This is a genomic window from Agromyces sp. GL_144, assembly GCF_057834305.1.
Genome location: NZ_CM174399.1, coordinates 3,682,243 through 3,695,923 on the forward strand (window position 1 = coordinate 3,682,243; position 13,681 = coordinate 3,695,923).

Here is a 13,681-nt window from a genome sequence, read left to right on the forward strand (position 1 = left end):
CCCGAGCTCAGCGCGCGAGCAGTTCGAGCGTGTCGATGACGCGGTTCGAGAAGCCCCACTCGTTGTCGTACCAGGCGACGACCTTGACGTGCTTGCCGTCGACGCGGGTGAGGGCGGCGTCGAAGATCGACGAGTGCGGGTTGCCCGTGATGTCGCTCGAGACGAGCGGGTCGTCGGAGTACTCGAGCACGCCGACGAGCGGGCCGTCGGCGGCCGCGGCACGGTAGGCGGCGAGCACCTCGTCGCGCGTCACGTCACGGGCGACCGTCGTGTTCAGCTCGACGATCGAGCCGACGGGCACGGGCACGCGGATCGAGTCGCCCGACAGCTTGCCGTCGAGGTTCGGCAGCACGAGGCCGATGGCCTTCGCGGCACCGGTCGTGGTCGGCACGATGTTGACGCCGGCGGCGCGGGCGCGACGCGGGTCGCGGTGCGGGCCGTCCTGCAGGTTCTGCTCCTGCGTGTACGCGTGCACGGTGGTCATGAAGCCGTGCTCGATGCCGGCGAGGTCGTCGAGCACCTTCGCGAGCGGGGCGAGCGCGTTCGTCGTGCACGACGCGTTCGAGACGATCGTGTGGGCGGATGCCTCGTACGCGTCGGTGTTCACGCCGCAGACGAGCGTGACGTCGGCGCCGTCGGCGGGGGCGCTCACGAGCACCTTCTTCGCGCCCGCGGCGAGGTGGGCCGACGCGGCCTCCTTGGAGGTGAAGCGGCCGGTCGACTCGAGCACGATCTCGACGCCGAGCTCGGCCCAGGGCAGGTTGGCGGGGTCGCGCTCGGCGAGGACCTTGATGCGGCGGCCGTCGACGACCAGCACGTCGCCGTCGACCTCGACGGGGCGGCCGAGGCGGCCCGCCGTGCTGTCGAAGCGCAGCAGCTGCGCGAGCGCCTTCGGGTCGGTGAGGTCGTTGACGGCCACGACCTCGAGGTCGGAGTCGCGCTCGAGGAGGGCGCGCAGGGTGTTGCGTCCGATGCGTCCGAAGCCGTTGACGGCGATGCGGGTCATGGGAGGTGGTTCCTTTCGTCATGGGTCGTACCGGTGGTACGCCCTCAACGATGCGCTGGGCGGCCGTTCGGCGCGAGTGGCGTGGACGACAGCTTGCGCAAGCTTCTCGCCACGATCATCAACCTGGCGACGGATGCCGCGACCACCGCCGCGCCGAAGGCCGGGAGCGCCTCGACGCCTCACCAGCGGTCTCGAGCGACTGCGATGCCCCCAATCCGGGGGTGATGGCCGGGTTTCCCTCCCTCCGAGCCGTCACCCCTCCGTAGGCTCCCTGAAGACCCCTTGCCGAGGCGACACGTCTCGTTGCTTTCGACCCCTACGAATTAAGGAACCCGATGAAGCGCACCTTCCCCGCGCTGGTCGTCGCCGCGCTCGCCGCCGGCCTCGCCCTCGCCGGAACCGCGGCCCCGGCATCCGCCGTGACCGAGCCCGTGACGAACGACATCGTCGGCAGCTGCGAAGCCCTGACGGTCGACCTCGGCGGCTACGCCGTCGAGGCCGGCGCCGATGCCGTGACCGAGACCGTCGAGATCACCCCGGCCGTCGCCGAGGTCAGCCACACCGACTACGTGTACAAGCCGCTGATCGGCAGCATGGAGCACGTCGCGCACAAGAACGAGGGCAAGGTCGTCATCTACGACTGGACCCTCTACTACTTCTCGGGAGAGACCCGCAAGCACGTCGAGGTGCCCGGCCGGGACGCCGTGACCGAGGAGCGCGAGGTCACGCCTGCGATCCCGGCGGATGCCACGCCGAACACCGTGACCGTCACGATCGACGGTGCGACCGTGGTCGACGCCGAGGCCTTCGGCGCCGACTACACCGACGGGTTCGCGCTCGCCAAGGGCACGCCGGGCAGCGACACGTACGGCCAGCACAGCTACTCGGTCAGCGTGACCGCGTACCAGGGCTACGGCGCCGCGGCCACGACGAGCGTCGTCGCCGACGGCACGACCTCCTGCGCCACCGGCGAGTTCGCCGCGGCCTCGACGATCGACACCGACACCACCTGCGGCACGGCCGTCGTCTCGCTCACCAACGCCGAGCTCGAGGCGTCGAAGGTCAACGGCACCTACTCGGCGCTCATCTCGGTCGACGGCGCGCTGCGCGACATCCTCGTGGTCTTCGAGAACAAGCCCGAGTCGAAGACGTACGCCTTCGCCGAGGACTCCGGCGACCACGTCGTCGAGGTGCGCACCGGCCCGGCGCACGGCGACGTGCTGCTCGCGACCGCCACCGTCGACTCCGACTGCGCCGTGGGCGAGGAAGAGCCCGTCGACCCGGCCGTCGACCCGTCGATCACCGTCACCGGTTCGCTGATCCCGGGCGGGGCGATCACCGTCACCGGCGCGGACTTCGACGCCGAGACGAGCTACGACGTCGAGCTGCACTCGATCCCGCAGTCGATCGCGTCGGTCACGTCCGACGCCGACGGCGCGTTCTCGGCCGAGGGCACGATCGACTCCGACACTCCGGCCGGCGAGCACACGGTCGTCGTGCTCGACGAGGCGGGCGACGAGGTCGCCTCCGTCCCCGTCACGATCACCGCAGTGCCGACCGACGACGGCGATGACGAGGGCACCGACCCGGGCACCGTTCCGGGCACCGACGGCGGAACCGGCACCGACGGCGGCTCGGGCACCGGCACTGGCACTGGCACTGGCACTGGCACTGGCACCAGCACCCCCGCCGGCACCGGCACCGCTGCGGCCACCGGCACCTCGGCCGGCCTCGCCGACACCGGCTTCGACGCGCTGCCGCTCGCGGCGATCGCCGCGGCCCTGCTCGCGCTCGCGGGCGTCGCGTTCGGCACCCGCCGCGTGATCCGCGTCAAGGGCTGATCGCCCGCATCACGCACGAACGGGCGCCCGGTGGATTCCACCGGGCGCCCGTTCCGTTTCCACGCAGTCGCCTTCCACGTCGTCGCCGCGCGGGTTCCCCCCGCCCGACGCACGATCCAGTCATCCCACGACCTCTTGCGGCTGGACGCGCTCTCGTGAGACTCGCGAAACCGACGTGAGCCGGCAAGAGGTCGCGGGACGGGCAGCGAACCCCGAGCAAGGCGCTGAGGGAACGACGGCATGGCTCTCGGACCTTCGGCTGCACGGCTGCACGGCTGCACGGCGACACGGCTACACGGCTACACGGCTACACGGCTACACGGCTACACGGCTACACGGCTACACGGCTACACGGCTACACGGCTACACGGCTACAGCATCTCAGAACGGGCTCCCCCGCCTGCTCAGACCCAGTTCGACCCCGCACGCCTGCGACACCCCGATGGCACTCCGACCGTGGCCGGCACTCCGGCACTCCGGCACTCCGGCACTCCGGCACCGAGATCGAGGAGGAGGCCGCTGCCCGACGCGCTCGCAGCCCAACGGGCTCCCAGTCCGAGGACGGCGCTACCGGGCCACCTCAGCCTGCTGCGCGCCACAATCCGAACTGCGCCATGAGCTCGTCGAGCTGCCCGCGGGCCCAGTCGTATTGGCCCTGATCCCGGTGCCCGCGGTACTCGGTCTCGATGACCATCACGAGCAGCAGGTGCAGGCTGTAGAGGCGCCGCCTGGTCAACTCCGAACCGGTGAGCGGCCCGCGTCCGTATCCGCGCAGGAACGCCGACGCATCGCCGAAGCCCGGCAGCACGGCGGCGGTGAAGCCCGCCTCGACGAGCGGGTCGCCGTAGAACGCGCGCTCGTGGTCGATGACCGCGACGATGCGGCCGTCGCGGATCATGACGTTGCCCGGCCACAGGTCCCATTCGACGAAGCGCGGCTCGGTCACCTCGTCGAGCACGTCCGCGTGCGCGGCGGCCAGCACGCGAAGCTCGTCGTACGCCCAGCCGAGCTCGACGCCGCGGCGTTCGCCGTCGTCGAGCACCTCGGTCATCATCCGCGTGAAGGCGGCCCGCCAGGTCGGTTCGCCGGGCCCGGCGAGCGGCCCGAAATGCGGACCGACGACCTCGTTGAGCTCGCGCGTGATCGCGCCGACCGCCTCCTGATACGCGACGCGTTCGCCCTGCGGCATCCGCTCCTCGACGATCGCGAACGTGTCGCCCTCGATGAAGGGCATCGCGAACCAGTCCGCGTCGCAGAGTTCGCGGCTGAGGTCCGCGTGGTCGACCGGCGGCACCGGCACCGTGGTGGCCCTGCTCACGAGGTCGAGGGCGGTGAGCTCGTTGCGCATCATGCCGCGCTCATAGGTCATGACCTGCACGTCGGCCGGCGGCGCGATCTTGAGCACGGCCTCGCTGCCGTCGCGCAGGCGCACCCGGTACGCGACGTTGAACCAGCCGTACCCGAGCTCGGTGGAGAACCCGTCGTCGTCGGGCACCTGCGCCTCGCCGTAGGCGCGCGCGATCATCGCGCGCAGCGTGGCCGCGGACTGGCGGTTCTTGGTGATGCTCTCCATCGGTCTCCTTCGGGTGCCGCTCAGCCGACGGCGAGCACGAGCCGGCGGTGTCCGCCCACGATCTCGTACCCCGCGCCGAGGTTGAGGTGCGCGATCGGCGCGTTGGCCTCGGCCCACTCGGTCGTGATGGTGAGCACGCCGTCGGCGACGAGCTCGTGGTCGAGGCGCGACTTCATCGCCGCCGCCACTCCACGGCCCCGGATGTCGCGGGCGACGCCCGTGTACTCGAGGTAGGCGCGTTCGGGGTCGCCGTCGGCCACGGCGTGGCTGAGTCCGACGAGACGGCTGCCCTCGAATGCGAGCACGAGCCACTCCGCCCGGAACCCGTCGGCATCGAACAGCTCACGACGCCACTCCTCGAACTCGGGGGCGGCCTCGACGTGACCGGGGTTGTCGAGCAGCGTCGAGACGACGAGCGCGTAGAGGGCGCGCTCGAGGTACTGGATGCGCTGCGGATCGCCGTCGCGCTCGAGCCGGTCGTACGTGTCGAGCTCGATGCCGTGCGGCGGAGGCACCGTCGGGGCCGCCGGCACCGGCACTCCCGTGGCCGACCTGCGTGCGAGCGGGCGCTCGCCCGTGACGACATGCGCCTCCTCGCGGAAACCGGCCCCGACGAGCAGCTCGTAGCGATCCGGCTCCTGGTCGTCGACCGTCGTGCGCAGCCGCATGCCGCCCGCGTGCGCGAGCCAGGAGACCTGATCGGCGAGGACGCGCACGAGCGCCTCCCGCCCGCGTTCGCCGTCGACCGGGCGGATGTCGCTGAACACGTCGCCCGGCCGCGCGAGTCCCGTGCGCCAGACGAGGGCGCGGGCCGCCACCCCCTGTTCGTCGCGGGCGATGAGATGACGACTGCCGTCGCCGATCGCGAGGCCCGCGGCATCCGTCGTCATGCCGTCTCCGCCCGGCAGTTGCCCGAGCGCGGCGAGGAGGCCCGCGGTGTCGACGGGCGTGCCGAACGACTCGGTGAGCAGCTCGGCGAGGCCGGGGGCATGCGCGTCGGCGAACTCCTCGATGTGCATCGCTGGCATGCGGGGCGCCCTCCGGCTCTCGTCGTCGTGAACTTACTGACATGTTAGTAAGTTGTGGACGCCGAGCGGAAGGGGCTCGCGGCGCGGTTCACTCCGTGCATCACGCGGGTTGCAGGAAGAATTCGCGGCGCGCCGTCGACGATGCCGTCTGGCAGGGCGTGTCGGCGGATTTCTTCCTGCACTCCGGCGGGCGGCGGCCGGCGGGCGGCGGGCCTACTCGCGGAACGTGTGCCGGTACTCCGTCGGCGAGGTGCCGAGCACGCGGTGGAAGTGCAGCCGCAGGTTCGCACCCGTGCCGAGCCCGACGCGCGCCGCGACCTGCTCGACGCCGAGGTCGCTGCGCTCGAGCAGTTCGCGCGCGAGGTCGATGCGCGCCCGCAGGATCCACTGCATCGGCGTGTAGCCGGTGTCCTCGACGAAGCGCCGCGAGAACGTGCGGGTCGACACGTTCGCGTTGCGGGCGAGGTCGTCGAGCGTCAGCGGCTCGTCGAGGTGCTCGATCGCCCAGTGGCGGGTGGCCGCGAAGAGTTCGCCGAGGTCGTCGGGCAGCGCGCGCGGCACGTACTGCGCCTGCCCGCCGCTGCGGTACGGCGCGGCCACGAGGCGACGGGCGACGTGGTTCGACAGCGCGACGCCGTGGTCGCGACGCACGAGGTGCAGGCACAGGTCGATGCCCGACGCCGCGCCGGCCGATGTGAGCACGCGGCCCTCGTCGACGAACAGCACGTTCTCATCGACCTGCACGAGCGGATGCCGCGCCGCGAGCGCCCGCGTGTAGTGCCAGTGCGTCGTGGCCCGGCGCCCGTCGAGCAGCCCGGTCGCGGCGAGCGCGAACGCGCCCGTGGAGATCGCCGCGATCCGCGCGCCGCGCTCGTGCGCCGCGAGCAGCGCGTCGACGACGACGACGGGCGGCGCTTCGGCATCGGGATTCCGATAGCCGGGGATGAAGATCGTCTCGGCCCACTCGAACGCCTCGAGGCCGTCGGCCACATGGTACGAGAGCCCGTCGCCGCCGGTGACGGGGCCGGGCGCCGCGCCGCAGACGCGCACCTCGTACGGCATCGACTGCCTGGTCGTGAAGATCTGCGCCGGGATGCCGACGTCGAGCGGCTTCGCGCCCTCGAGCACGAGCACGGCGACGCGGTGCGCCGGGGTCGTGCGGCGAGCTGCGATTGCCATACGGCCAGATTGCCACGGCACGCAAGGATCCCGCCCGTCGGGCACGCGACATCCGTGCACCGGCCGGCGGGACCGCCACCCCGCCGGCCGAGTCGGCGCCGTATCGAGACCCTTGCCGACGCGGGTCTCGATGCGCTGCGCCACTCGACCGGCGAGCCGGCGTCAGCCGTAGAGCCGTACGTCGGCGAGGCTCCACCAGTTGCCGGCGCTGCCGGTCGACGAGATGCGCAGGTACCGCGCGCTCGTCGACGCGACGTCGACGTTCGTGAGCTGGCCGACGCCCGCACCTGCACCGATCACCGACCACGAGGAGCCGTCGACGGATGCCTCGAGCTGCCAGTTGCGCGCGTAGTCGCCGAGGTTGCCGCCCGAGTCGATCGCGACGCGGCGGAAGCTCTTCGCCGCGCCGAGGTCGATCGTCAGGTTCTGCCCGGCGGACTGCGCCTGGCCGCTCGACCACCGGGTCGAGGCATCCGCGTCGACGGCGAAGCCCGCCACCGCATCCGCCCCGGCCTCGCTCGTCGCGGTCGCCGTCGCGCTCGTGATCGCGACCGGCGCGAGGTCGTCGTCGAGCGCGGCCGACGCCGGCCAGGTGTACGTCGCGAGCGCACCGCCGGGCAGCGTCGTCTCGAACGACTTCGACCCGACCGAGACGGCGAACGTGCGCGGGTCGTCGTTCTCGTTGTGCACGACGAGGGCGGTCGATCCGTCGGGGTTGCGGAACGCGACGTCCATGACCTGCCCGTTCCACCCCGTGGTGCCGAACGAGGTCGACGCGATGCGCACGGCGCCCGGCTTCACGAACTTCGACAGGTGGCCGATCGTGTAGTACTCGGCGTTCGTCGTGACCGTGCCGTCGGGGTGCGTCGTCACGAGCCCCGTGCAGGTCGTGCAGCCGCCGAGGTAGGGGCCGTTCGCCTCGTCGAGGGCGAGGTTCCAGTTGACGGTCGTCTTGGCCCAGTTGCGGGGCACCCCGATCGAGATGGTGCGCGCGTGCCACTTGAGCGTGTCGCTGAAGAACTTCGCGGGCGGGTCATCCGCTCCGTGCGAGCCCGAGCACTCGGTGAACCAGATGCCCTTGTCGGGGAACTGCTCGTGCAGCGCGGTCTGCGCGCTCGGATCGCCGTAGTAGCAGTGGAAGGCGGTGCCCGCGATCCACTTGGCGGCCTTCGTCTGCAGGAGCTTCGCGGCGTAGTCGGGCTCGGGGTCCTGCCCCGGCGGGGTGTTCGCGAGGTCGTTCGGGTGCGTCGCCCAGTTGTGGTCGTAGCCGAGGATCTTCGTCTTCGGGCTCGCGACCTTCAGCAGCGGGCCGAGGATCGAGATGACGCGCGCCTGGTCGGCGACCGGCATGTCCATGCCCGGATACCCGTCGGGCGTGCGGTTCTGCGGCTCGTTCTGGATCGTGAGGTAGTCGATCGGCACGCCCGCCCTCTTGTACTCGAGCACGTAGCGCACGAGGTAGGCCGCGTACGCCGTGGCGTTCAGCACGCCCGGCTCGAGCTTGCCGCCGACGAGCGAGTCGTTCGTCTTCATCCACGCGGGCGGGCTCCACGGCGTGCCGATGATCTTCAGCTTCGGATTGAGCTGCTTCGCCTGGCGCAGCAGCGGCAGGATCTGCGCCTGGTCGTGCGCGATGCCGAACTTGCGCTGCAGCAGGTCGTTCTTGCCCGGCGCCACGTCGTCATAGGTGTAGTGAGCGGATGCCGCGGTGAAATCGCTCGATCCGATGGGCTGTCGCAGCACGCTCACGCCGATGCCCTCGACGGAGTCGAAGAGCTTGCGCATGGTCGCGTCCCGCTCCTGCTTGCCGAGCGCGGACAGCACGGCGGCCGAGGAGTCGGTGAGGGATGCCCCGAAGCCGTCCATCTCCTGGAAGGTCGTCTCGGGGTCGACGACGATGGTCGGCGCCGTCGAGCCGCCGGCCGTGCCGGCCGCCGCGTCGCCGAACGGGATGGGCGCCTGCTCGGCGAGCAGTTGCGAGCGGTCGACGGTCGTCAGCCAGACGCGCGCCTCGGGCGGCGCCTCTGCGGCGACCGCCGGGGCGACGGCGAACGCGCCGCTCACCGCCAGTGCCGCGACGGCGACGATGCTCGCCGCGGTGAGCGAGCGGGATCTGGTTCTCATGAGTGGCCTCCACGTTGAGTTCATGACGGTGCGGGATGTAACGTTTGAAACGTCGTTGTAACGAAGCGCAGTCATCATGCTCGCCCGCGCGCCACCCGTCAAGAGAGGCTGATCCGAATGGCCACCGCCCTGCCGCCTCGTGCCCGCGCGTCGGTGCGCGATGTCGCCGCGCAGACCGGACTCTCGATCGCGACGATCTCCCGCGTCATGAACGGCGACCGACGCGTCGCCGAGACGACGCGCGCACTCGTGCTCGACGCGCTCGACGGGCTGGGGGCCGCCGCTCCGATCGCCCGTGGCAACGATCGTGCCTCGGGCGGCCCGGTCTTCGTGCGCTGCCCCTACGAACTGTCCGACTACTTCGGGCTCATCGTCTCGGCGATCGCCGACGAGCTCGCCTCGCTCGGCCGGCCGATGCTGCTCGACGCCGGAGAATCGTCGCAGTCGAGGCATCCGCTCGGCCAGTTGTCGATGCGCGCCGAGGCCGCGGGCGCGATCCTCGTGCTGCCCCCCGAGGAGACCGCCGAACTCGCACGGCTGAGCCGGCACGGCTTCCCCTTCGTCATCGTCGACCCCCGCACGAGCGCGCCCGACGGATCGGTCGTCATCTCGGCGGCGCACCACCAGGGCGCGCGGGCGCTCACGACGCACCTCGTCGGGCTCGGTCACCGGCGCATCGGCGTGCTCGCCGGCCCGACCGAGTGGCTCGTGAGCCGCGAGCGCCTGACGGGGCACACCGCGGCGCTCGCCGACGTGGGCGTGCTGCAGGACCCGTCACTCGTCGCGTCCGTCGAGCCGACCATCGACGAGGGCCATGACGCCGCTCGACGCCTGCTCGCCCGCGAGAACCCGCCGACCGCGCTGGTCTGCTTCAACGACAAGGTCGCCGTCGGGGCGATGCACGCGGCCCAGCAGGCGGGGTTGCAGGTGCCGGCGGATGTCTCGATCGTCGGCTTCGACGACAGCGACCTCGCTCGCGCGACGACGCCGGAGCTCACGACCGTGCGCCAGCCGCTCGCCGAGATGGGGCGCGTCGCCGTCGCGCGCCTGCTGCGACTCGTCGACCGGCAGCCCATCGACGCCCTGCACGTCGAACTCGGCACGAGCCTCGTCGTGCGCGCGTCGAGCGGGCCGGCGCGCGGGGTGTGACAACCCCGCCGGGCCCGCGGAGGAACGGCCACGGGGGCGATCGACCGAGTGGAGATCGTCCGACGGACGATCGCCGACCCGGCGGGGCGTTGCGAGAACCGTAGTCGGCGCTTCCGCCGACCACCACAGCTCGCGGTGCGTTCGCCCTCGAACTGGGGGGCCGAGCGCAGCGCCCGGCGATGGGCGGAGCAGACGCGCGGAGCGCGGAGCGCTGGGCGCTGGGCGCGGGGCGCGGGGCGCGCCGCCATCTCGCCGACTGCTGCGAGTCCCGGGGGTGTCGCACCGCAGACGTCCGGTACTTCGGTACTTCGGTACTTCGGTACCGAACCAGCGGAGACGATCCCGTGCCGCGAGACCTCCGGCTCGGCCGAGACCGGATGACGGCGCCGCGTCAACCCCGCGCCGCGGCATCCGTCACGCCGGTAAGCTGGCCGGCAGTGACACGGGGTGCCGCGCGCCCGCCCGATCAGGCAAGCGCGGCTGAGAACACACCCGTCGAACCTGATCTAGTTCGAACTAGCGAAGGGATGTCGCGTGAGCGATCGCCTGTCCACCGACCCTGTCCACGACGCCGAGCGCGCCCGCGGCGCCGCACCGGCGCAGGCCGCACCGGCGCAGGCCGCACCGGCGCAGGCCGCACCGGCGCAGCCCGCCGACGCCGCCGACCTGGCGGCGGCGAGCGCGCGGCTGCTCGCGAGCCTGCGGGAGTCCGCGCCGCTCGTGCACTGCATCACGAACAGCGTGGTCACCAACTTCACGGCGAACGCGCTGCTCGCGGTCGGTGCGGCACCGGCGATGGTCGACATCCGCGTCGAGGCGGGCCTGTTCGCCGGCATCGCCTCGGGGCTGCTCGTGAACCTCGGCACCCCGCACGAGGAGCAGCGCGACGCCGCCCGCGAGGCCGTGGCCGCGGCATCCGCTGCCGGCACGCCATGGGTGCTCGACCCCGTCGCCATCGGCGCGCTGCCGGTGCGCACCGCGCTCGCGCATGAGCTCGTCGCACAGCGGCCGACCGCGATCCGCGGCAACGCGAGCGAGATCATCGCGCTCGCGGGCGCCGGCGCCGGCGGTCGCGGCGTCGATGCCGCCGACAGCACGGACGCCGCCGCCGTGGCGGCCACCCATCTCGCCCTGACGCACGCATCGGTGGTCGCCGTCTCGGGCCCCGTCGACCTCATCACCGACGGGCGTCGCACCGCCCGTATCGCGAACGGCGACGCCGTGCTCACGCGCATCACCGGCGGCGGCTGCGCGCTCGGCGCCGTGACGGCGGCCTTCCTCGGCGCGAGCCGCGGCACGGGCGACACGCACGACGTGTTCGCGGCGACCGTCGCCGCGACGGTCGTCTACACGGTCGCCGCCGAGATCGCCGCCGCCGCCTCGGCCGGCCCCGGCACGTTCGGGCCCGCGTTCCTCGACGCGCTCGCCCTCGTCACGCCCGAGACGGTCGCCGCACGCGCGAACATCACGGTGACGGATGCCGCGACACGGCCGCCGGCCGCGATCGCAGACGCTGCCCCCGCGAACGTCGGAGCACCCGAATGAACACGCGCGCGAGGCTCGACCTCTCGATCACCCTCGTCACGGATGCCGCGCTCTGCGGGCCGCGCGGCGTCGTCTCCGTCGTGGCCGCCGCCGTCGACGGCGGCGTGCGCGTCGTGCAGCTGCGCGACAAGACCGCGAGCGACGACGACGTGCTGCGTCAGCTCGAGGAGCTCGCCGCCGTGATCGACGGCCGCGCGGCGCTGCTCGTGAACGACCGCGTCGACGTCGCCGTCGCGGCGCGCAAGCGCGGACTGCCCGTGCACGGCGTGCACCTCGGGCAGGGCGACACCGCGGCATCCGTCGCTCGCGAGCGGCTCGGCGACTCGGCGATCATCGGACTCACCGCGAACACCGCCGAGCACCTCGCGACCCTGCGGCGCATGCCCCGGCGCGACGTCGACTACCTCGGCGTCGGCGTCATCCGGCCGACCACGACCAAGCCCGACCATCCGCCGGCGCTCGGCATCGACGGGTTCGCGCGGTTCGCCGCCGAGGCGGAACTGCCCTGCGTCGCCATCGGCGGCATCACGCTGGCGGATGTCGCGGCCCTCCGTCACTCGGGCGCGGCCGGGGTGGCCGTCGTGTCGGCGATCTGCGCCGCGGACTCCCCGCGCGACGCCGCCGAGGCGTTCGTCGCGGCATGGAGCGCCCGATGAGCGCGGTCGCGCGCCGCGTGCCGCGCGTGCTCAGCATCGCGGGCAGCGACCCGTCGGGGGGCGCCGGCATCCAGGCCGACCTCAAGTCGATCGCCGCCGTCGGCGGCTACGGCATGTCGGCGATCACGGCCCTGACCGCGCAGAACACGCGCGGCGTTCGCGGCGTGCACGTGCCGCCGTCGGCGTTCCTCGCCGAGCAGCTCGACGCCATCGCCGACGACATCACGGTCGACGCGGTCAAGATCGGCATGCTCGCGAACGCCGAGGTGATCGGGGTCGTCGCCGAGTGGCTGCGGCGCACCGAGGTGCCGGTCATCGTGCTCGACCCCGTCATGGTGGCCACGAGCGGCGACCGGCTGCTCGACGCCGACGCCGAGGCGGCCCTGCGCGACCTGCTCCCCCTCGCCGACCTCATCACCCCGAACCTGCTCGAGCTCGGCGTGCTGGCGGGCACCGAGCCCGCCGCGACCTGGGCCGACGCGATCACGCAGGCCGAGGCGGTCTCCGCCGCCACGGGCGCCCGCGTGCTCGCGAAGGGCGGACACCTCGAGGGCGCCGACGCCCCCGACGCACTCGTGCACGCGGCATCCGGCACCGTCGTCTCGTTCGGCGGCGCACGCATCGCGACCACGGCGACGCACGGCACCGGCTGCTCGCTCTCGTCGGCGATCGCGACCCTCCAGGCCGAGCTCGGCGACTGGGAGGCCGCCGTCGGCGAGGCCAGGCGCTGGCTGCGCGAGTCGCTGCGCCACGGCGAGTCGCTCGAGGTCGGCGGCGGCCACGGGCCCGTGAGCCACTTCGCCGGACTCTGGTCCCGCGGCGGCGTGCGCACGGCGCCGACGCCCGACGAGATCGAGCGCGAGTGGTGGGCGGGCGTCGCCGACGTGCGTGCGGCCATCGACGACCTGCCGTTCATCCGCGGCCTCGCCGACGGCACGCTCGCGCCCGGGCCGTTCCTCGGCTACCTCGCGCAGGACGCGCTCTACCTGCGCGACTACGCCCGCGTGCTCGCCGAGGCGTCGCGCCTGGCACCGGATGCCGCGGGGCAGGCGTTCTGGGCGAACTCGGCGCACGGCGCCCTCGTCGGCGAGCTCGAACTGCACGCGGACTGGCTGGGCGCCGCACACGATGCTGGCGCGGGCACCGGCACGGGCGGCGACGGGCGGGGCGCCGACGGCGCGATCGACCCGCTGCACAGCGCTGCGACCTTCGCCGCCGAGCCCGACGCCGCGACGACCGCGTACCTCGACCACCTGCTCGCCACGGGCGCGCGCGGCGACTACGCCGTGCTCGCGGCCGCCGTGCTGCCCTGCTTCTGGATCTACGTCGACCTCGGCGAGCGCCTCGCGGCCGGCGAGTTCGGTGCGCAGGCGCTGGATCCGGGGCATCCGTTCGCCTCCTGGCTCGCGACGTACTCGGATCCGGCGTTCGCCGTGGCCACGCGCGAGGCGATCGAGCTCGTCACCCGGCTCGCGGCCGACGCGACGCCCGAGCGCCGGGCGGCGATGCACCGTGCGTTCCGTGTCTCGTCCGAGCACGAGCTCGCCTTCTTCGCCGCCCCGCTCACGCTGCACTGATCG

10 protein-coding genes and 1 riboswitch are annotated in these 13,681 nt (G+C 72.8%); of the genes, 5 read left to right on the top strand and 5 right to left on the bottom strand.

The genetic code is table 11. The annotated features are described in order from the left end of the window. Nucleotides 1-7: 7 nt before the first annotated feature. On the bottom strand, nucleotides 8-1,006 hold the full coding sequence (gene gap / locus AC3IPY_RS16930; RefSeq protein ID WP_489185432.1) for a type I glyceraldehyde-3-phosphate dehydrogenase: 999 nt from the start codon (nucleotides 1,004-1,006) through the stop codon (nucleotides 8-10). A 335-nt stretch (nucleotides 1,007-1,341) separates the two neighbouring features. On the opposite strand from gap, the gene AC3IPY_RS16935 reads away from it, so the two are divergent. After that, nucleotides 1,342-2,847 (top strand): hypothetical protein, encoded by a 1,506-nt coding sequence (locus tag AC3IPY_RS16935; protein ID WP_489185433.1) that lies wholly within the window; start codon nucleotides 1,342-1,344, stop codon nucleotides 2,845-2,847. A 580-nt stretch (nucleotides 2,848-3,427) separates the two neighbouring features. Here AC3IPY_RS16935 and AC3IPY_RS16940 read toward each other — a convergent pair. The 4 genes from AC3IPY_RS16940 to AC3IPY_RS16955 form a co-directional block, all read right to left on the bottom strand. After that, nucleotides 3,428-4,420 (bottom strand): phosphotransferase family protein, encoded by a 993-nt coding sequence (locus tag AC3IPY_RS16940; protein ID WP_489185434.1) that lies wholly within the window; start codon nucleotides 4,418-4,420, stop codon nucleotides 3,428-3,430. 20 nt (nucleotides 4,421-4,440) lie between these two features. Next, nucleotides 4,441-5,448, bottom strand: a complete 1,008-nt coding sequence (locus AC3IPY_RS16945; RefSeq protein WP_489185435.1) for a GNAT family N-acetyltransferase — start codon at nucleotides 5,446-5,448, stop codon at nucleotides 4,441-4,443. A gap of 213 nt (nucleotides 5,449-5,661) precedes the next feature. Further along, nucleotides 5,662-6,627 carry a GlxA family transcriptional regulator gene (locus AC3IPY_RS16950; RefSeq protein ID WP_489185437.1) on the bottom strand — a complete coding sequence of 322 codons (966 nt, stop codon included), beginning with the start codon at nucleotides 6,625-6,627 and terminating at the stop codon, nucleotides 5,662-5,664. A 162-nt stretch (nucleotides 6,628-6,789) separates the two neighbouring features. Beyond that, nucleotides 6,790-8,751: a glycoside hydrolase family 30 beta sandwich domain-containing protein gene (locus AC3IPY_RS16955; protein ID WP_489185438.1), complete on the bottom strand. Its 1,962-nt coding sequence runs from the start codon at nucleotides 8,749-8,751 to the stop codon at nucleotides 6,790-6,792. Nucleotides 8,752-8,868: 117 nt separating this feature from the next. On the opposite strand from AC3IPY_RS16955, the gene AC3IPY_RS16960 reads away from it, so the two are divergent. From AC3IPY_RS16960 to thiD, 4 genes are all read left to right on the top strand, one after another. Beyond that, entirely contained in the window at nucleotides 8,869-9,900 is a 1,032-nt protein-coding gene (locus tag AC3IPY_RS16960) for a LacI family DNA-binding transcriptional regulator (RefSeq protein ID WP_489185439.1), read from the top strand. Nucleotides 9,901-10,333: 433 nt separating this feature from the next. Continuing rightward, a riboswitch (TPP riboswitch) is annotated at nucleotides 10,334-10,445 on the top strand. 121 nt (nucleotides 10,446-10,566) lie between these two features. Further along, complete coding sequence (gene thiM / locus AC3IPY_RS16965) at nucleotides 10,567-11,445, top strand: hydroxyethylthiazole kinase (protein ID WP_489188354.1); 879 nt, start codon at nucleotides 10,567-10,569, stop codon at nucleotides 11,443-11,445. Beyond that, nucleotides 11,442-12,101, top strand: coding sequence for a thiamine phosphate synthase (thiE, locus tag AC3IPY_RS16970; RefSeq protein WP_489185440.1), 660 nt, complete (start codon nucleotides 11,442-11,444; stop codon nucleotides 12,099-12,101). Before thiM ends, thiE begins: the two co-directional genes overlap by 4 nt. Beyond that, nucleotides 12,098-13,678: a bifunctional hydroxymethylpyrimidine kinase/phosphomethylpyrimidine kinase gene (gene thiD, locus AC3IPY_RS16975; protein ID WP_489185441.1), complete on the top strand. Its 1,581-nt coding sequence runs from the start codon at nucleotides 12,098-12,100 to the stop codon at nucleotides 13,676-13,678. Before thiE ends, thiD begins: the two co-directional genes overlap by 4 nt. Nucleotides 13,679-13,681: the final 3 nt, after the last annotated feature.